Origin of the sequence: Verrucomicrobium sp. BvORR106 (assembly GCF_000739655.1) — a bacterium.
Lineage (GTDB): Bacteria > Verrucomicrobiota > Verrucomicrobiia > Verrucomicrobiales > Verrucomicrobiaceae > Verrucomicrobium.
In genome coordinates this window covers 15,595-33,785 of record NZ_BATR01000102.1, presented here as the reverse complement: position 1 = coordinate 33,785, position 18,191 = coordinate 15,595, and the positions used below count along the sequence as shown (strand labels likewise).

Annotated in this window: 14 protein-coding genes; 4 read left to right on the top strand and 10 right to left on the bottom strand. The window is 59.9% G+C overall.

All coding sequences use genetic code 11. The features are described 5' to 3' along the window. The first annotated feature begins 53 nt into the window (after positions 1-53). A complete protein-coding gene (locus BV106_RS35800) occupies positions 54-1,004 on the top strand; it encodes an AraC family transcriptional regulator (protein WP_081891876.1) in 951 nt (316 codons plus the stop codon). 523 nt (positions 1,005-1,527) lie between these two features. Here the strand turns inward: BV106_RS35800 and BV106_RS17785 are convergent. The 6 genes from BV106_RS17785 to BV106_RS17760 form a co-directional block, all read right to left on the bottom strand. Next, a complete protein-coding gene (locus BV106_RS17785; protein WP_265595807.1) occupies positions 1,528-2,457 on the bottom strand; it encodes an alpha/beta hydrolase in 930 nt (309 codons plus the stop codon). A gap of 118 nt (positions 2,458-2,575) precedes the next feature. Further along, positions 2,576-3,637 (bottom strand): zinc-binding dehydrogenase, encoded by a 1,062-nt coding sequence (locus BV106_RS17780; RefSeq protein WP_038166985.1) that lies wholly within the window; start codon positions 3,635-3,637, stop codon positions 2,576-2,578. A 185-nt stretch (positions 3,638-3,822) separates the two neighbouring features. Next, a complete protein-coding gene (locus BV106_RS17775) occupies positions 3,823-4,833 on the bottom strand; it encodes a substrate-binding domain-containing protein (protein WP_038166934.1) in 1,011 nt (336 codons plus the stop codon). 51 nt (positions 4,834-4,884) lie between these two features. Then, the gene (locus BV106_RS17770) at positions 4,885-5,901 is read right to left on the bottom strand and encodes an ABC transporter permease (protein ID WP_038166933.1); all 1,017 of its coding nucleotides are present in this window, start codon (positions 5,899-5,901) and stop codon (positions 4,885-4,887) included. 41 nt (positions 5,902-5,942) lie between these two features. Further along, on the bottom strand, positions 5,943-7,481 hold the full coding sequence (locus tag BV106_RS17765; RefSeq protein ID WP_051946001.1) for a sugar ABC transporter ATP-binding protein: 1,539 nt from the start codon (positions 7,479-7,481) through the stop codon (positions 5,943-5,945). Between the two features lie 75 nt (positions 7,482-7,556). Continuing rightward, positions 7,557-8,882 (bottom strand): carbohydrate porin, encoded by a 1,326-nt coding sequence (locus tag BV106_RS17760; protein ID WP_038166932.1) that lies wholly within the window; start codon positions 8,880-8,882, stop codon positions 7,557-7,559. A gap of 194 nt (positions 8,883-9,076) precedes the next feature. Between BV106_RS17760 and BV106_RS17755 the strand changes: the two genes are divergently transcribed. Continuing rightward, positions 9,077-10,201 (top strand): GntR family transcriptional regulator, encoded by a 1,125-nt coding sequence (locus BV106_RS17755; protein WP_038166930.1) that lies wholly within the window; start codon positions 9,077-9,079, stop codon positions 10,199-10,201. 12 nt (positions 10,202-10,213) lie between these two features. On the opposite strand, the gene BV106_RS17750 is transcribed toward BV106_RS17755, so the two are convergent. Then, positions 10,214-10,720 carry a hypothetical protein gene (locus tag BV106_RS17750; protein ID WP_038166928.1) on the bottom strand — a complete coding sequence of 169 codons (507 nt, stop codon included), beginning with the start codon at positions 10,718-10,720 and terminating at the stop codon, positions 10,214-10,216. Positions 10,721-10,844: 124 nt separating this feature from the next. Further along, a complete protein-coding gene (locus BV106_RS17745) occupies positions 10,845-11,060 on the bottom strand; it encodes a hypothetical protein (protein WP_038166927.1) in 216 nt (71 codons plus the stop codon). Between the two features lie 149 nt (positions 11,061-11,209). On the opposite strand from BV106_RS17745, the gene BV106_RS17740 reads away from it, so the two are divergent. Next, complete coding sequence (locus BV106_RS17740; protein WP_038166926.1) at positions 11,210-12,100, top strand: hypothetical protein; 891 nt, start codon at positions 11,210-11,212, stop codon at positions 12,098-12,100. Positions 12,101-12,103: 3 nt separating this feature from the next. Here the strand turns inward: BV106_RS17740 and BV106_RS17735 are convergent, their stop codons facing one another. Then, a complete protein-coding gene (locus BV106_RS17735) occupies positions 12,104-14,617 on the bottom strand; it encodes an ankyrin repeat domain-containing protein (RefSeq protein WP_038166924.1) in 2,514 nt (837 codons plus the stop codon). Positions 14,618-14,919: 302 nt separating this feature from the next. On the opposite strand from BV106_RS17735, the gene BV106_RS17730 reads away from it, so the two are divergent. Next, positions 14,920-15,681 carry a hypothetical protein gene (locus BV106_RS17730; protein WP_265595805.1) on the top strand — a complete coding sequence of 254 codons (762 nt, stop codon included), beginning with the start codon at positions 14,920-14,922 and terminating at the stop codon, positions 15,679-15,681. 6 nt (positions 15,682-15,687) lie between these two features. Here BV106_RS17730 and BV106_RS17725 read toward each other — a convergent pair whose 3' ends face one another. Then, entirely contained in the window at positions 15,688-18,174 is a 2,487-nt protein-coding gene (locus BV106_RS17725) for an ankyrin repeat domain-containing protein (protein WP_038166921.1), read from the bottom strand. Positions 18,175-18,191: the final 17 nt, after the last annotated feature.

The window sequence follows — 18,191 nt, the reverse complement described above, 5'->3', positions numbered from 1 at the left end:
ACTTCACTTCAGCACCGTGCTTTGCGCTTTCAAAATCCCCGCAAAATTTTGCCTTGCCACCCCCGGTTGATGCGGTGCAGCTTACTGCCACCATGCAGGCTCAACCGCACCGGCACTGTCACGCAGACAATCCCGTGCATGCATCAAGCGATGCCACGGGCACACTGTGGCAATGGTCAAGACCGGGGGTGGAAGTGCGGTTTTGCCGGGACGTGGTAACCACTCCTCAAGTCTGGGAGCTGAGAGCGCCCAGTCACCATGTCATTGTGCACCTGGGGGGCTGGATCGATACGCTGGAGACTGAGTTGGAGGGACGCGGAGGTTCATCGGGACCTCCCTTGCCCGGTGAAGTGTGGACCATCCCAGCGGAAAGACGCTATGCCAGCTACCTCACCGGCGAAATGGCAGAGTATGCCATCCTATCACTCTCCCCAACCAGCCTGGATACTCCAGCCCCCAAAACAGAGCGTGTCACCGACATGACCGCAGTGGAGGGCACCGCCGATCCCGCGCTGCACCACAATCTATTGGAACTGGCCCGCTGGCACAACGCCATCCCGACCAGCGATCTTGAAGCCGCGGCCATTTCCAGCCTGGTGGACCAGTTGCACACGAGGATCCGGCAAGCTTATTCCCTAGAGCCGCTACCACAGCGCCAAGGCCTCCACCGGGCGACACTGAATGCCCCGCAGGCACGCCGCCTGAGGCGCTATCTGCACGCGCATCTCTCCGCCCCGCTGACGCTGGCCGAGCTGGCCCAGGAGGCCCGGCTTGGGGAACACCAGCTGCACCGCGCATTCCTTTCCACCTTTGGAACCAGTCCCTGGCAGTACTTGATCCGGCAGCGACTGCGTCGGGCGCAGCACCTGCTCGTTGCGACGGAGAAGGATATCACCACGATCGCGAACGAGACGGGCTTCTCCAGCCACAGCCATCTGACAACAACGTTTGGCAGACATGTCGGTTGCACCCCGCGTGAGTATCGTGAAGCGACGCTGAGGTAACGTGCCCCGCTACACGTCTCCAAGACGCTGCCGCGATGAGTGAACATGTCAGGCAAAACACCCTTAGTACCAGCGCGCACAAGTGTCGCGAAGCGTCTTGGAGTGCTGGCGGCTCGACGCCGCTTTCGCCTGCCGGGGATATGTCCCCTTACCCCTGATCGGCGCCAGCATCATTCGTCATCCAAGGACTGCCGGCCCCTCTGGTCCAGAACCATCAAACACCAAGGGCACATCACCCGCTTCGCTTACCATCGGCGGTTGTGCTTAAGGCACAAACCGCCGCTCCTTGGTTCTCAGCATCTCTACAGGCAAACTCCCTCCGCTTGTGCGATTGCATCGAACCCGGAGGGTTCACCATGAGTAGCCACGGATCGGCCGAGCTTAGCGAGGACTACCCGTGGATAGCCCCAAGCAGTGCTACCGCGGAGCGGTAGGCCCATCGTATTGCGAGCCCCTCACGTGATCCCGCGATGCAGCCTGTCCGTCGTTTGGTCCTTGTTCGCCCCTCGTCTCCACACCCGCTCTACATCTTCAAATTCCGCCGCAAAAACACCACCATCTTCAACAGGTGCTGCTCCTGGTCCTTGCCGAAACTGTCGTGCGAACCATCCGAGATCTTCACATACTCCACTTCAGCCCCCGCCTCGCGGAGTTTGGCCACCATCACATCCGCCTGCTCCACCGGTACCAGGGGATCCTGCTCGCCGTGACAGAGAAACAACGGAGCCACCTCCTTCCGCACATAGCTCACCGGGCTGGCAGCATGATAAGCCTCCGCCACTTGAGCAGGAGTACCGCCTAAGAAGCCTTCCAGCATTCCCCGCACCGCCTGCCCTTCCTGAGCCCGTTGCCTGGGACTGTTGGCATACGCCAGAGTCAGATCGTAAGGGCCAGCCAAGCCTACGGCGGCCACGACCTTGGACGAGAACCCCGCACTCCCCCCGACGCCTTCCAATTGCGACTGATCCGAGGTGACGGCCAGCATCACGGCCAGATGAGCCCCTGCGGAGGCTCCCAAGGCGGCTATCCGCTCCGGATCGACCCCGTACTCATCTGCGTGAGCCCGGAGCCACCTCACGGCGCACTTCACATCTTCCACCTGAGCTGGAAACTTGCTCTTCGGAGCCAGGCGATACTGCACCGTCACACACACCACACCCGCCTGAGCGAGATGAAACTGCAGCCCGTGAAAATCGCGTCTGTCTCCCGCGGTCCAGCCTCCACCATGGATCATCACGATCGCAGGTCGTTTGGCCGCGCTGTCCGCTTTGGGCCGGGCCAGATCCAGCTTCAGATCCTGATCTCCCCCTTTGCCATACACCACCCCCTCCTGAAAATGAATGGTGTCAGGAGGCGGCACCCGCTGCTTGGACGCATAAAGCAGCCCCGCCAGCAGCAGCACTGGCGCGAGTACCAGGGCGATGAGCAGAATGATGGCGTTGCGGGTCTTCAAGAGTCGGGGAGCAGACACGATCCCCATCTGACATCCTGAAGGTGAATTTGTCAGGAGAATCTACACGGGGAGGCGGGAATGGACGCTAGTCGCCCATCCCCGCCTCACAGCTTGGAGATCAAGGCTCCAGGGTCACCTTCACCGAGGTCAGCCCGCTGAGCACCATGTCGATCCCCTTCTGGTAGTCATCCAGGGACATCCGGTGCGTGACGATCTCTTCCATGGGCAGGAGTCCCTGCTCAATCATGCGGATCGCCACAGGGTAGCAATGCGGACCGAGGTGGGAACCGTGCACATTCAGCTCCTTGGTGTCGCCGATGATCGTCCAGTCCACCGTCACCTTCTCACGCATCACGCTGAACTCCACAAAGGTGCCGCGCTTGCGGATCATGTTGAGCCCCTGCTCCACCGCGGCGGGGTGGCCGGTGGCCTCGATGTACACATCGCATCCATAGCCGCCGGTCAGGTCTTTCACCATTTGAACCACGTCCTGCGTCCGGGGATTGATCCCCACATCCGCCCCGGTGCGGCGCGCCAACTCCAGGCGCTCTTCACTGAGATCCATGGCGATGATCTGGGCAGGCCCTTTCATCTTGGCTGCCGCCACCATGCCGAGCCCCAGCGGTCCACACCCCGCGATGACCACCACATCCTGATACTTGATCTCCCCACGCTCCACGGCGTGGATGGAGCAGGCCAGGGGTTCGATGAAAACCGCGTGGTGCAGAGGGAGAGTCTTCGGCACCTTGTAGTTCAGCGCCCCAACGGGGAACTTCATATACTCCGCCCAGGAGCCCGGCGTGCGCTGGCGAAATCCATAGATATCATGCACTGCGCACATCCAGTATTCGCCACGCTCGCAATAGCGGCACTTCCAGCAGGGCACGATCTGCTCGCTGATGGCGTGATCACCGATCTCAAGGCCATACTTTGCGGCCGAGCCTTCGCCCAAGGCGACGACCTCGCCGACGAATTCATGACCCGGGGTGATGGGGGCCTGACAGTAGCCTTCCTTCTGGCCATCTCCCCAGAACATGGGGGCTCCGGTGTAACACTTGATGTCACTGGCACAGATGCCGGTGCTTTTAACTTTGATCACGACTTCGCCCGGACCAGCCACCGGTGTGGGCACGGTCTCCATGCGATAGTCACCCGGCCCATAGGCCACCACGGCCTTCATGGTAGCGGGCAGGATGGGACTGGCGGCTTCTTTCGCGGAAGAGTCCGCACCTTCTTTTTTGGATTCGTTGGCGAACAGAGTGGACGATGGCAGGGTTGCGATCATGTCGGAATTGGGGGCAAATTGTTGGCTGCTGCAGGCTGCGTTGCCACAGCCTGCAGCAGTGTGAGCAGGGCTGGTGGGGCTTACTTGTTGGTGACCATCTTCATCACCTCGTCGGCATTGGCCTCGGTGATGATGGTCCAGGGCACGTCATAGTTTTTCTGAATGCCATCCTTCCAGGGCAGCTTGTCCCCGTAGTGCTTCCAGATGTCGGACTGGGGCTGGTAGCTTTCGCCACGCACCGCACGCAGGGCGATGTCCATCGCCCCCTGGGCCTGGGCTTTGGCATCCTGGAGGATGCTCACCATCTCGCCGCCCTTGGCAGCACGGATCGCGTCTTTCACCCCGTCCACCCCGACGATGGCGAAGTCTTTCACATTGAGTCCGGCGGCTTTGATCGCCTGGATGGCACCGATGGCCATCTCATCGTTCTCACCGATGACGCCCTGAATCTTGCCAGGGTGCGCAGTGAGCCAGTTTTCCATGAGAGCCAGGGCTTCAGCGCGAGACCAGTTGGCCGTTTTGCGCTCCAGGATCTTGATGTCCGGATGCTTGTCGAGCACGCTCATGATGCCCTTGAGACGCTCCACCTGGCCGGACTGGCCGATGGGACCTTCCAGGATGACGACATTCCCCTTCCCTCCCAGCTTGTCCACGATGTACTGCGCCTCGATGGCACCGCCCTCGTTGTCATTGCTGCCGACATAGGAAGTCAGCGCCTTGGAGTTGGCACGGGCATTGGCCCCGATCACCGGGATGCCGGCACTGATGGCCTTCGTCACCGTGCGACCGCCTGCCTCAATATCCAGGGGCACAAAGATGATGGCATCGAACTGCTGCACAATGATCGAGTCGAACTGGTCGTTCTGCACGTTGGGATCATAGCGCCCGTCGAAAACGGTGAGCTTCACGCCGCCGTTCTTCACCTCCGGGTGCTCCTTGAGCCAGTCGGTCCACACTTTCATGAACTCTGAGCGCAGGCCATACACAGCAGCGGCGACTTTCACCGGCTTTTCCGCACGGGCACTGGAAAGACCAGCGAAGGTGCAGGAACCGAGCAGCAGGGCGAGGAGCGTTCTTTTCGTTAGTTTCATTGGGATGTTCGTTGCTTTGGTTTGAGGAAAAGTTGTTACCTGAATTCAGGATCAGTCGCGGAAGCGGCGGGCGGGATCGAGCAGCACGGCACAGACGATGATGCAGCCCTTCACGACTTGTTGGTAAAAGGAGGACACCCCGAGGAGGTCCAGCCCGTTGTTGATGACGCCGATGATGAGTGCGCCGAACAAGGTGCCGCGGATGGTGCCCACGCCCCCGTTGAGGCTGGTGCCGCCGATCACGACGGCGGCAATGGCGTCCAGTTCATAAGACTGCCCCGCCTGAGGCAAACCTGCGGTGGTTCGTGCCGTGAGGATCAAGCCTCCCAAACCCGCGAGCATGCCTGCCAGGCCATACACGGCTACGAGGACCTTCTTGGTGCCGATGCCTGCAGTTCGGGCACTGCGTTCGTTGCCACCTACCGCATAGATGTAGCGGCCGAAGACGGTCTTGTTCAACACCACCCAGAAGATGATGAAGGTGGCAGCGAGGAACAGCACCGGCACAGGGATCTGCCAAATACGGCCCTGCCCCAACCAGAGGAAGCTCTGGCTCAGATCAGGGATGGGCATGCCCTCGCTGTAGATGTAGGTCAATCCACGGGCGACGCTCAACATGCCGAGTGTCGCGACAAAGGGAGGCACACTCAGACGGGAAATGACCAGACCGTTCACCAACCCGCAGGCGAGGCCTACGCCCAGCCCGGCGGTCACCGCCACCCAGGCAGGCTGCGGTGTTTCGCCTGTGGCCAGGCTCGCGGCCACAATGCCAGAGAGCGCCAGCACCGAGCCCACAGAGAGATCGATCCCACGAGCCAGGATGACCAAGGTCATGCCAATGGCGAGAATGCCATTGATCGAGGTCTGACGGAGCACATTGATGATGTTCTTGGGAGTGAGGAAATACTCACTGGAAAGCGACAGTCCCACACAGAGCAGGAAGAAGGCGACGATGATGCCGTACTGGTGCACGTACGTCATGGTGGACTGTCGGCGCGAAAGGGAGGGTGCGGATTCACTCCCCGTGGCTGGGGTGGTGAGGGCGACGTTGGAAGTGTTCGTGATCATAGGAAATAAAGTGAGGTGGGCAGATTGGAAAAAGGTCGGGGTCAGGCGGCGAGGTGGACGAGTTCCTCGCGGGTCAGAGGGCCATCACGGCTCTCCCGGCAGGGAAAGCCGCGGCGGAAGACCAGCACGCGGTCACTCATGCCGAGCACTTCATCCACCTCTGACGAAACCATGATGATGGCCCCGCCGGCGGAGGTGAACTCGGTCATGAAGCGGTAGATCTCCTGCTTGGCCCCTTCATCAATGCCGCGGGTGGGCTCATCCAGCAGCAGCAGGCGGGGCCGGGTCTGCAGCCATCGGCCCAGCACGACCTTCTGCTGATTGCCCCCGCTCATGTACTGCACGGGCAGGTTCACGCTGGCCGCACGGATCTTGAACTTCTCCACCATCTCCTGCACGCCCTGCGCCTCCTGTCGGCGGTTCACAAAGCCAGCGATGGACCACCGATCCAGTGAGGACATGGCGATGTTTTCCGTGATGGAAAGCGGCAGCACCAGGCCGGAACCTTTGCGATCCTCGGTGACCAGGGCCATGCCCTGTTTCATGGCGTCTTGGGGAGATCGCACGCGCACCGCTTCTCCATTCATACGCAACTCCCCTTTCACTCCCGCCTCCAGGCCGAAGAGCGACTGCAAGAACTCGCTGCGACCGGACCCCAGCAGACCGTAGATGCCCACCACCTCCCCCGGATGCAGAGTGAGGTTCACCTCCCCAAACTTGCTGCCACAGGCATAGTGTCGCGTCTCCAGCAAGGGGCGGTCCTCACGTTTGACCGTCACGGGGGCCACCGAGCGGAACTGCGAGGCCGCATCACGCCCAATGATCTGCCGGATGAGATGGCGCCGGTCGATATCCCGGATGGCGCCGGACTCCACAAATGCTCCATCGCGGAAGACGGTGTAGTCATCCGCCAGCTCGAAGATCTCCGTCATGCGGTGGGTCACGTAGATGATGCCCGCCCCGATGGAGCGCAGCTGCCGCACCGCCTTGAAGAGCAGCTCGGTCTCGTGCTGCCCGATGGCGGAGGTGGGCTCATCCATGATGAGGATGCGGGAGTCATGGGTAAGTGCCTTGGCAATCTCCACCAATTGCATCTCCGCCAGGCTGAGGGAGCTCATGAGACTGGTGGGTTGGATCCTGAAACCCAGCCGGTCCAGCAGTTCCGCCGCTATGGCGTTGAGTCGGCCGTGATTGACGAAACAGCCCAGGCGGCGGGGCTCCCGGCCCAGATACAGGTTCTCCGCCACTGTCATGCCTTTCACCGGGCTCAGCTCCTGCGTGATGATGGAGATGCCCGCCTCCAGGGCCTGCCGGGGGTTTTTGAAGTGGACCTCCCTGCCATCCACCTGGATGTCTCCGCCATCCCGCTGAAGGATGCCCATCAGGATGCTGAGGAATGTCGACTTCCCCGCCCCGTTGCCCCCGCACAGCGCATGCACACTGCCGGGGCGGAGCTTGAGCACGCCGTTGCGCAATGCCGGCACGCCGTTGAAGGATTTCGTGACGCCATCCGCACTTAGCAGCAGGGGCGGGCCATTGTCCGGGAGGTGCCCCGGTGCAAGGTTGGGTTCCTGTTTCATAAGTTCTGAAATCACAAATCAAACACGGGATTGATGCATTGAGGTTCTAGGCAATACGCCATGGCGGCGCCGGCATCAGAAGGTGATGCCAATCCGCAGGCCCACCACGAGGGCGTCATCCACCTGACCAGTGCCCGCAGGGTTGATGATCCACTGCAGCTCCGGCATCACGTAGGCGAACTTGGTGAGCTGGATGCGATGGCCGGCCTCCACCACGAACTCGTAGTCAGGATTGCCGCGCCCCGCCTTCCGTTCCTCGCGGGCGTAGTCCTTGCTGAAGCTGCCGTAGGAAAGGCCGAGAATGGTGGAGTCCGCTTCACGCCCGGGGATGAGCCCCTTGTACACCAGGCCACCGTTGATCTGGAAAGGGATGATATTGACCCGCTCATCAGGTTGATAGACCGCCGCGGTCCACAGAGTCAGTCCCTGATCACTGCCTGGGGATTCCTGGTACACCATCTGATCGGCGTGCACATAGAAACCATACTTGCCATCCTGCAGCTCATCGCTGTCAAAAGCCCGGGTTTCCCAGGTGGAGTAATACATCCCCAGCCAGTAGTGACCAGGCAGACCTTTCATCTCCGTCGTCGGCTGCACTGCCTTCGCAGACTTGCCATCCACGGTGGTTCCCGAAGCCACCGGCTTGCGGAAGAACTCCGGCGTCCAACCCACCTGACCGATGAACATCACGCCATCATTGCCGCGCATGCTCCAGTCGAGGCCATGCTTGCCTTCATCATAGACCGTGTCTGTGTTCTGATACACGCCGAGGGACACATTGGTTTCGGCAGACGTCTCGTATTTGAAACGTGCCGCCCATGAAGATCCTGGATACGAAGTAAACGCCCCGCTGGATACCAGTGACTTGGGATTGCCGTCGATGGCATTACCCATGTAGAGACCGTAGATGGGTGAAGTGGCAAAGTCGTCGTTGGTGGCAAACCGGCCGAACTTCAGCGAGGCGCGGTCATCCAGAAACTTCTGCTCAAAGTACACCCCGTAGAGCATGGTGGTCTGCACTCCGAAGTTCTGCTGCACCTGGTAGAAGTTGCCCACATAGTCGTTGGTCAGGCTGGTGCCGTCACGTTGCACTCCTTGAACCGTGAAGGTGGCTCCATCCCAGCCGACGAGCTTTTCCAGATCAAACCGCAGGCCGAAATCGAAGTTGTCCGAGTAGGCCACGCCCCGCTCGCGTCCCCCCACCGGGTTCCCGCCGATGTTGGCTTCATAGCTGCCGAAGAAAGTGACCCCTGCGGCTTCAAGGGAATCACGGATGCCGAGGAAGTTCCCGAGCGCGTGCTCGCCCTGCCAGTAGCCGCCCTCAGAGGCGGATGAAGATGCGAAGGAGGTTCCGGAAATAACCGCGGCGATGAGACATTTTTTGATGGGGCTCAAGTGCATGAGGAAGTCGTGGTAGGAAGTTTGGATTTTCTATTGAATGGGTTTCAGCGCACCGGTGGGCCCGTGTCCGGCGGCTGAAGAGATATTAAGAAAATCCACCCCAATTCTGTGAACACCTTGTCATGTCATCTTTTAGAAACTTGACCTGACTGATTCAAAACCTGATAGTGACAGGATTCACCCATGTGACACGCATGAAACATCAGGAGATCTCCCGCCAACTCGCGACCGAAATCGCCGCCGGCAAGCACGCCGGAAACGAGCGGCTGCCCAGTGAGGCTCAACTGGTTAAGCGGTTCAATGTCTCACGTCCCACGGTGGGCAGGGCGCTGCGCGACCTGCAGGACCAGGGCATCATCTACCGACGGGCCGGTTCCGGGACGTATGTCAGGGAATCTGTCAGCCCCCCGGGCGCGGCTGGCACGCGGACTTCCTTCCGCCAGCTCGGATTTATCCTCACCAGCCACGGAAAACCCGAAATATTCGAGAGTATTTTCGGGGAATTATCCGGTCTGGCGCGCGTGCACGACTACGGCATGTGGTGGGGAGGCACCAGCCGCCCCAAGACGGAAATGGACACCCGGGTGGAGGAGGTGGAGACCCTCTGTGAGCAGTTTATTGAAAAAGGCGTGGCGGGCGTGTTTTTCGTCCCCTTCGAGCACCGCCCGTACAATCAGGCGGCGAATCACCGCATCATCGAGCGTCTTCGCGGGGCAGGCATCCCCGTCGTGCTGGTGGACCGGGATATTGGTGCATTTCCCGAGCGCAGCCCAATGGACCTGGTGGGGCTCGACAATTTTGCCGGCGGCTACATCCTCGCGGAGCATCTCATCAAGCTGGGGGCCAAGCACCTCGGCTACGTGGTCATGCCCTTCTCCGCCCCACCAGCGGATGCGCGCATAGCGGGAGCCCGGGCCGCCATGATGACGCACGGTCTGGAAGTGCCCCGGGACTTTGTGCAGACCGGGGACCCGGGAGATGTGAAGTTCGTCCGGCAGGTGGTGGCAGGACGACGGGTGGACGCGCTCATGTGCACGACGGACTTCGTCGCCGCCCGCCTGCTGCAATCCCTCTCCCACCTGAAGATCAATGTGCCGCAGGACATCCGGGTGGTGGGCTTTGATGACGTGCAGGTGGCCTCCCTGCTCTCCGTCCCTCTCACCACCATGCACCAGCCCTGCCGGGACATCGCGCACATGGCGTTCAACACGCTGCTGGAGCGCATGACCTCTCCCACTCTGCCACCGCGGATGGTGCTGCTCTCTCCCCACTTGGTGGTGAGAGAATCCTGCGGGGCCTACACGAACCGGAGCCGCTGAGAGGCGGTTGCCCTACTTTTTGCCGCCCAGGAAGCACAGTACCGCGCCGACCGCTGCCGCACAGAAAGAGGCCCAGAATCCAGGAAGGAAGTTCACCACCAAAAGAGGGATCTGCTGCTCCTGGATCTCCTTGTTCATATCACTCTGGGATACCAAAAGCAGCGCACACGCGGCCATGCCCGCAAAACCACCCAAGCTGGGCCAGAGGAACCCCACCAACCCACCCACCACGGCCACAATCAGCGCCGCCGCCACGAGTGGACGTCCCTGGGTGCGCTCTTTCTGGCTGATCGTGAGGTCAAAGCCATCGCGGGAACGGGATTTCCCCAGTTCTCCGGGCTCTCGCTCCCCTTTGAGCCAGTCGCTGATCGGCAGATCCGCCGTCATGTTCTTGCCAAAGGCCACCTCGTAGCCGGTGGCGGTCATCACCTTCTGTCCCTTGCAGGAGAATTCCACAAACGGGAGCAAAAAGAGCCCGAGCAATGTCAGCAGGGCGAGAGGGCCGAGGGGAGCACGCATAGGTGGAGGGACGGTTGAGTCACCGCTTTAACAATATATCACCCGCTCCCGGGCCGTGGGGGCTAATTTTCAGCCCCCACTCTTACGAAAATCTAGAATGGAATGAAGAGGAGACCAGCCCAGCTTAGTGCTTGGCTTCGCCTTCCTTCTTCTCGCCATGGGAGTCAGCCTTGCCGTGGTCATCACCGTGACCTTTGGCATCGCCGTGGGCGCCATGCGCACCTTCTTCCCCGCCATGAGCCTTGAAAAGCTTGCTGGTCTCGGACCACTTGTGCTGTTCACAGGAGGTCGTGAAAAGGGCGGCGAGAGCGAGAGTGGCGGCAACGAACGTGGTCTTCATGCTTGGCAGGTCAATCTGTCGGACTGTCCCGCCCACACTAGCGGTCAAACCCGTCCGCGCAAGGCGGAAACGGTGAAACGGGGGTGCGACAAAATGACCGATGGCGAGAAGACTTGCCTCTCGGCCAATGGTCTGGGTATTTTAGCGCGATGGCACTCCCCAAAATGGTCCTTCAACTGGCGTGGCTTGGGCTGGCCGTGGGAATTGCGCAAGGGCATCAAGATCCCAGCGGGGAGACCCACCCCAGCATCGAGGTGATCGATGGGAAATTCGCAGTGGCATTTCGCGCCATCGAAGAAACCCCTGTCGGGCAACTTCGCTCCCAAAAGAATCCCTTTTTCCGGATCATCTATTCGCCCGACGGAAAGGTCGTCGTTCCCAGACATCGTGCTCAAGAGGTACCCGAACGCCCGTGGGCCGAACACCGTAGCAACGTCGCAGGGCTTGTCGTCGAGACGAAACCTACAGCCGAAGGACAACGCTTCGTCCTTACCAGCATTCGAATTGAAGGCACCCCTCTCCATGAAACGCCGCTGCCAGTTTCTCCCGAAAAGCATGCCGAGATCAGCGCCTGCACTTTCACCGACAAATGGGTCGGGTTCACCTGGACTGACTCCACCGGAGACCGAACCGATGGAGATACCCCCACCTCACTCTACTTGACCCATGTAGCCCGGGATGGCGCTCAACCGGGGAGTCGAATCCGGCTCGGTGAACCCGCGCTCGTCTACAGCTTTCCGCGAGCCTCGCCACCTGTCTGGGCCGGTGGACGCTGGTGGGTAGTCTGGGTAAAGGCTGCCAACACCCTCGCCGAACTGCAAAATCCCACGACGGCGTGGCAAACCGTTCTGAGCAGCTACGATCCCAATTCAGGAAAGCTAACCGAGGAGAGACTTCCGGGACAGAGTCATTGGAACGCCCATCTGGATCTCAAAACGACCAAGGGATGGCTCTGCGCAGCGTGGCACGCATCTCAAGATGGCGACTACCCGGGCGTTGGGAGAATCATCACCGCATTCAAAGCCGTCCCCTCCCCCTGATGGTCAGTTTTTTGGTGCGTTCTGGAGGGGCGTTTTGACGGGCAGGGACTTTTCTCCCAGCTCTTGGCTTCGAAGCAGTGCCACCACATCATCGTGACCGAATTCGACCGCCAGATCGAGGGCTGAGCTGCCCTTGCCATCCTTTGTCTGCAGGGATGCTCCTTTTGCGATCAGCAACTTGACCATCTCCACGTTCCCAGACGCAGCTGCACTACAGAGCGGAGGCCACCCACGGTCGTCCACGCCCTCGGTCTGGGCGCCTCGATCCAAGAGCCATTTCACTGTTTCCAGCCTGCCTTCAGCCACCGCCAGGCTCAATGCGGTCCGAAGCTTCGGACGAGGCTGCCCTTCTTCAGGCGTTGGTGTCCAAGATGGCTCAGTGGCTTTCTGCAGGGCATGGTTGATGTCGAGGTTCGCCTCTTTGATAAAGGTGGCCATCACAGCCGTGTTCCCAAGCAACGCGGATTGCTGCATCGCCGCAACCAACGCCATATCCGCTGGAGCAGGCAAAGGCAGCCCCCAATGACGAATCAGCATCCGGGCCAACTCCGGGTTCTTGACGTAACCGAGGCTTTCAATCACATCCAACAGCGGAAGCGTGCCCCATTGCTCCGTAGGTTTTTCGGACTTCGCGTCCTTCCCTGCAGCCAGCAATTCACGGAGGAGTTCCACGTCCTCGTTGAAGAGCGCGAGCCTGAGCCCCCCTAGGGATCGTTCAGGAGTCCAGCCTCTTAGCATCATTTTAGTCAAGATACCCGATTGGTAGGAGTCCAAGGCAGCTCTGCCAGCCGCAGGGAGCATGTCCACCGCCAGCACGGGCGGCGCTTTGTCCAGCAGCCAGGTCACCATCTCACTGCGTCCCCCGCGGACGGCGAGCTCCAAAGGTGTTTCTCCGACCGACGTCTTTTCATTCAAGAATGTCCCACCGCGCAGGAGGACTTCCGCCGTCTCGATGTGCCCCAGCGCGGCGGCCAGATGCAGTGGTCTCAAGCCACCCTGCTCATCCGTTAGCAGATTCTTGTCTGCGGTGAGCAGACGCCGCACGGTTGCCGCATCGTTGATCATCACAGACTTGAAGAACACCTCATGCGTCGCCTTTGGCACCTGCCCAGTCGTTGTCCCACGCTCAATCGGGTTCAAGGAACTCCCGTCGTCACGACCACCAGACTCCCCCTTGGCACTCTGCCGCATCTCTCGTTCCCAGGCCGCAGCATCCCGTCCGGAAGCATCCTTGATATGCGAGTTGGCCCCCGCTTTCACAAGGAGTTGCTTGGCTGATGAGTTACCGCACATGGCGGACCAAATCAGCGCGGTACGCCCAGTTGAGTCCGGCGCATTCACCTTCGCCCCTGCATTGAGCAATCGCTCCGTCAGTCGAGGCTGACCAAGCAACACTGAGCAAGCCAGCAGCGGTCGCCCTTCCACCCGAAGATCGTTCAACGTCCCTGTCCGAGGCAGCAATCGGTCGACGATCTGCTCCACGGCATCTTCTGAGACTGCAGACGATTGTGCTCTGGCAAACAAGGCGCAAAGGGTCTCCCCAATGTTTTTGAACTCCGCCTTAGCATCCAGCAAAGTCACGACATTACCCCAGGCCCCCTCTTCCCAGGCATAGTCGAGGACAGTCCTGCCTTTGAGGTCTTGGATCTGGGGATCTCCTCCAGCCTTCAACAAAATGGGCAGCAGAGGCTCATCGTAGGAGCCGCTTCCGACCGATGCCATCAAAGGCGTTCTCCCCTCCTTGTCCGCCAGATTAACATTCGCCTTTTGTTCCAGGAGCCAGACGGCCAGTTCGATATCGCCCTTCTCAGAGGCTAGGAGCAACGGCGTACGGCCGTCGTCACGTTGCGCATTGACATCCAGACCGAGATTGAGGAGACGTGCAGCCATGGGAACCCTGGTGGCTTCATGAAACAATGTCCCCCCATGGGACGCAACGCGCGCATTCGGATCCAGCCCCCCTTCCTTGATCAAATACTCGAACACTTCCATCTCCGTTTCCGAAACGGAAACGGCCAGAGCACCCATGGTCGGTTTTGCCCCTGCAGCCAGGAGTTGTTTCACCAAGTTCACTGACTGACTGGCCGCGCCCTCCAAGGCCATGCCGCCTGCGGCGCTCACATCGGCACCATTCGCCAACAAGATTTCCACCATGCGCTCTGCCGACTCTGGACTGGCTCCCCGCCGGGTGGCCTGATACAAGGGCGTCTTGCCATCGGGATCCGCTTCATTTACTCGCGCCCCGGCGAGTATCAGCAGGCGCACCACATCGGAGTACCCCCGCGCCAGTGCCGCGAAGAACGGCTTGCCTCGATACTCCTCGGAGTAGCCATTCACGTTGATGCCCTGCTTGACCAGTGCTTGCACCTTGGCCAGATCGCCGCCGTCACAGGCGGCATACAAGGCCCTCATCTGGACCTGCTCATGCTCCACGTCAATCGCCGCAGCCGCCGGACCGCTTTGCGCCCAGGCGGGACCAAGCAGCAGGAAAGCACCGAGCAAACAGGACCATCGCATGCCCCGTTTTAGTGGAAAGCTCCACCGCTCGACAAGCCCTATTGCACCTGACAGAGCAGTCCCGTTGTCGCCCGAGCGCGAAAGAGGGCTCCGAGGCTCGGTGAAACGGAGGCAGACAAAATAACAAATGGCGAGAAGACTTGCCCTGCCACCCTATGGACCGCTATTTTGGCGCGATGGCACTGCCAAGGACTCTCCTAGCGCTGGGATGGTGTGTATTGATGCACGGGCAAGTTTGTGCTCACTCCGATCCTGCGGGGGACACCGCCCCGATGATTGATGTCGCAGATGAAAAATTCATCATGACCTTCCGCACACGGCAGCCAAATCAAGGGGCTCGGGATGAGCCTGTCTATTCACGCATCATCTACTCCCCAGATGGCAAAATTCTCGTTCCCAGACACCGGCTGGAGAAGTGGCCAGATGAGGTCTATTTATCGAATCCCGACCGCAGAGACCAGGAGGACAGGGTAATCAGCATCTCGCCCGCAGGGACGGTCTCCCGTTTTGTCCTCACGCGCAGCGATCCAAATGGGCCGAGTGTCGAGCTTCCCCTCCCCTTGGATCCTCAGCAAGATCCCCATGTTGAAAGGACAAATTTCACCGGATCTACGGTTGGGTTTATATGGACGAACTGGTCGAACCTCCCGGGATTTCCTGATTACCGCATTCAGCAACTTCACCTCTCCCATGTAGATGTCGAAAGTGGCCGCAGTGGCAGCAGTGTGCGTCTTGGAGAGCCAGCGACCATCGAGAGCTTCGTACCGGCATCCTCACCTGTATGGGCGGGAGGAAAGTGGTGGGTGGCATGGGTGCGTGAAGCAGAATCCAGCGAAGATCGCAAGGATCCGCTCAAAGCGTGGCAGACGGTAATCAGCAGCTTCAATCCTACCAGCAAGGAACTCAAACACACGGTATCCCCCGAGATGAGCAATTGGAACACCTCCGTGGAACTGAAAACAACCGGGGGATGGTTGTGCGCAGCCTGGCACGCCTCTAAGGACGGCAGTTATCCGGGAGAGGCAAAAATCTGCACCGCTTTCGTCAAAGCGACTGGGCAGTGATGCCCCCTAGTCGGATGGCCGGGCAGTTGCTTTCCGCAGCAAGTTCGCAATCGCCTGGTGCTCCTTGAACTCCGCAAGTTGGAGCGCCGTTCTGCCTTGACGATCCTTCTCCTGAAGGGGCACGCCACGTTCGATCAGAAGGGCGACGAGTTTTTCATTTTTCGAATCGACCGCACCGTGCAGCAACGGAATGTCGTACGGTCCCAGACCTTCCAACTTGGCCCCCTGCTGCAGGAGATACTGCACCGTTTCAAACTGTCCGGCAGCCGCCGCGAAACCCAGGGCAGTGGTGAAGTTCCGATTATCTTCCTTCGCAAACCAGGTTCCTGGAGTGTACGCACCAGACTGGAGTCGAGCGTTCACATCCACCCCTCCCAATTCCAGACACAACTTCACCCCTGCCACATCGCCATTGCTGGCTCTGCTTTGAAAAAGCCCTGCAAGATGCGCCTGGTACTGATCCCGAACCGGCTGCTCAAGGTGCTGAAAAAAGGATTTCAACACCGCAGTGTCCGTGCTCTTCCCGACACTTCGCAGGAGAGACGCGAATTCATTTTCATCGCCGAGGTTCTTCGATGGAGTTGGGCGCAATTCCGCCCCTCCTTCCAACAACAGACGAAACAGGGCTGCATCATCGCGATCTACAGCCACTTGTAGCGCCAACAGACTGGCATCGCCTTGCGCAGGACGCCACCCTTCCCCAAAAAGAAAGCGCAGAATCCCGCTTTGCTTCATGCTCACCGCTTCCGCTCCAGCCTCAGGCAGCATTTCCCCAAAAACAACGCCCGGTGCTTTCTTCAGCAACCACGAAACTGCTGCCATCTGTCCGCCCCGAACCGCCAGGATCATCGGCGTCTCTCCATCGGGCGATTTGCCGTTCAGCATTGCCCCCCTGCGCACCAGTTCATCCATGATCTCCAATCGACCCAATGCAGCAGCCAGATTCAGTGGAGGTAGACCGCCCTGCCCGAGTTTCATCAATCCGGGCTTGCTTGACAACTGACGTCGCAACTCCTCCGGTTGGTTGCGATAGATGGCGGCAAAAAAACCATCACGCTCCTGCTCCTCACCGGAGCGGAGGTCCGGCACCTGTGAGACGAGAGCCCCATCAGACACCGCAGATTGGGGATGTTTCTCCAAATGCGCACGCCAGTCTGCCCAATCCCCCGCCGTTTTCCCGCTGGCATCTTTGATGTCCCGCCTGGCCCCTCTTGCCAACAGCTGATCCTTGGCCTGAGCGGAGCCGGTCATCTCCGCCCACATGAGCGCCGTGCGCCCTTCGCCATCGGTGGCGTCCACGGACACACCTTGTTTGATGGACAACTCCAACAGTTCAGAATGGCCCATGATGACAAACCAGACGGTGAGAGGTCGACCGTCAGGCTTGAAATCCGCAATCGGGTCCACGCTGGTGGACAGCCACCCCACGATCTCCCGCGACGTTGACGATTCCACCGCTGAACTGGCAGCCCGCCGGACGAAAAAGTCCAACCGCTCGCGTGGATCGGGAAAGCCTGCTCCATGGCGCTTGAAGTACAGGACGTCCTCCCATCTTCCTTTTGCCCAAGCATGGTCCAGAACGGTGCGCCCCTGCTTGTCGCGCAGATCCAATCGTGCCCCAAGCTCCACCAAATAGTGCATCATCTCGGTCTCCCTCATCCACCTGTTGGGAAGGCTGAGCATCACGGGCGTGATCCCCTCCCCGTCTGCCGCATTGATGTCTGCACCATGCTCCACCAGCAGCTTCATCACTGGGAGTTTTCGGGTTCCTCGCGAAGCGGCAACGTGAACGGGCCGCCGCCCGGAGTCGTCAGCGGCGTTAGGATCGAGACCCAGAGCCAGAAGCCTTTCGAAGAGCGCCTTTTCAGGAAGAGAGTGAAAGAGGGTCTTGTTGTTCTTGAGCTTCGACTTCGGATCCACTTTTTGCTGAAGCAGGTAGTCCACCACATCCTCCTTGTTGTCGCTTACGGCAGCAGCCAGGGATTCAGGAGTGGGCCTGGCACCAGCTGCCACGAGACGTTTCACCAGGTTCAAGTTATTTCCCGCTGCCGCGGTCACCGCCGCCTCTCCACCAGCGTGAACATCAGCTCCATTCTCCAGCAAATAGTTGAGCATCCTCAACGACGACTCTTCTGAGGGATTGCGGTGAGAATTCCCGACCGCCATCGACAGTGCTGTATTGCCATTGGCATCCGGCTCATTCAACCGGGCTCCGGCGGCGACCATCGCAGCAACGATGTCGTGGGCTCCGCTTTTGATTGCCACGTAAAAGGGTTTGGACCTTGACTCTGAGCCTCCACCGTTGACGTCCCACCCTTCTGCAATCAGCCTCTGAATGGTTGCGAGATCCTCCTGCCAGCATGCGATGTCAGCCACGTCGCTCAGATCCGCCTGCCTTGCCTCCTCCTTCGCCTTCTCCGGAGACCGATCCTGCGCAGCAAGGGGCGCAGACGCGAGGATGGCAAAGAGACACGTGACGAGACCAAAACGCATGCTCTCGTTTTAGTGCA

Bases quoted from the DNA above. Each gene is read 5' to 3' on its own strand.
- BV106_RS17725 (WP_038166921.1), bottom strand. From the start codon at position 18,174: ATGCGTTTTGGTCTCGTCACGTGTCTCTTTGCCATCCTCGCGTCTGCG.
- BV106_RS17740 (WP_038166926.1), top strand. From the start codon at position 11,210: ATGGCACTCCCCAAAATGGTCCTTCAACTGGCGTGGCTTGGGCTGGCC.
- BV106_RS17745 (WP_038166927.1), bottom strand. From the start codon at position 11,060: ATGAAGACCACGTTCGTTGCCGCCACTCTCGCTCTCGCCGCCCTTTTC.
- BV106_RS17765 (WP_051946001.1), bottom strand. From the start codon at position 7,481: ATGAAACAGGAACCCAACCTTGCACCGGGGCACCTCCCGGACAATGGC.
- BV106_RS17750 (WP_038166928.1), bottom strand. From the start codon at position 10,720: ATGCGTGCTCCCCTCGGCCCTCTCGCCCTGCTGACATTGCTCGGGCTC.
- BV106_RS17770 (WP_038166933.1), bottom strand. From the start codon at position 5,901: ATGATCACGAACACTTCCAACGTCGCCCTCACCACCCCAGCCACGGGG.
- BV106_RS17755 (WP_038166930.1), top strand. From the start codon at position 9,077: ATGAAACATCAGGAGATCTCCCGCCAACTCGCGACCGAAATCGCCGCC.
- BV106_RS17775 (WP_038166934.1), bottom strand. From the start codon at position 4,833: ATGAAACTAACGAAAAGAACGCTCCTCGCCCTGCTGCTCGGTTCCTGC.
- BV106_RS17730 (WP_265595805.1), top strand. From the start codon at position 14,920: ATGACCTTCCGCACACGGCAGCCAAATCAAGGGGCTCGGGATGAGCCT.
- BV106_RS17760 (WP_038166932.1), bottom strand. From the start codon at position 8,882: ATGCACTTGAGCCCCATCAAAAAATGTCTCATCGCCGCGGTTATTTCC.
- BV106_RS17780 (WP_038166985.1), bottom strand. From the start codon at position 3,637: ATGAAGGCCGTGGTGGCCTATGGGCCGGGTGACTATCGCATGGAGACC.
- BV106_RS17735 (WP_038166924.1), bottom strand. From the start codon at position 14,617: ATGCGATGGTCCTGTTTGCTCGGTGCTTTCCTGCTGCTTGGTCCCGCC.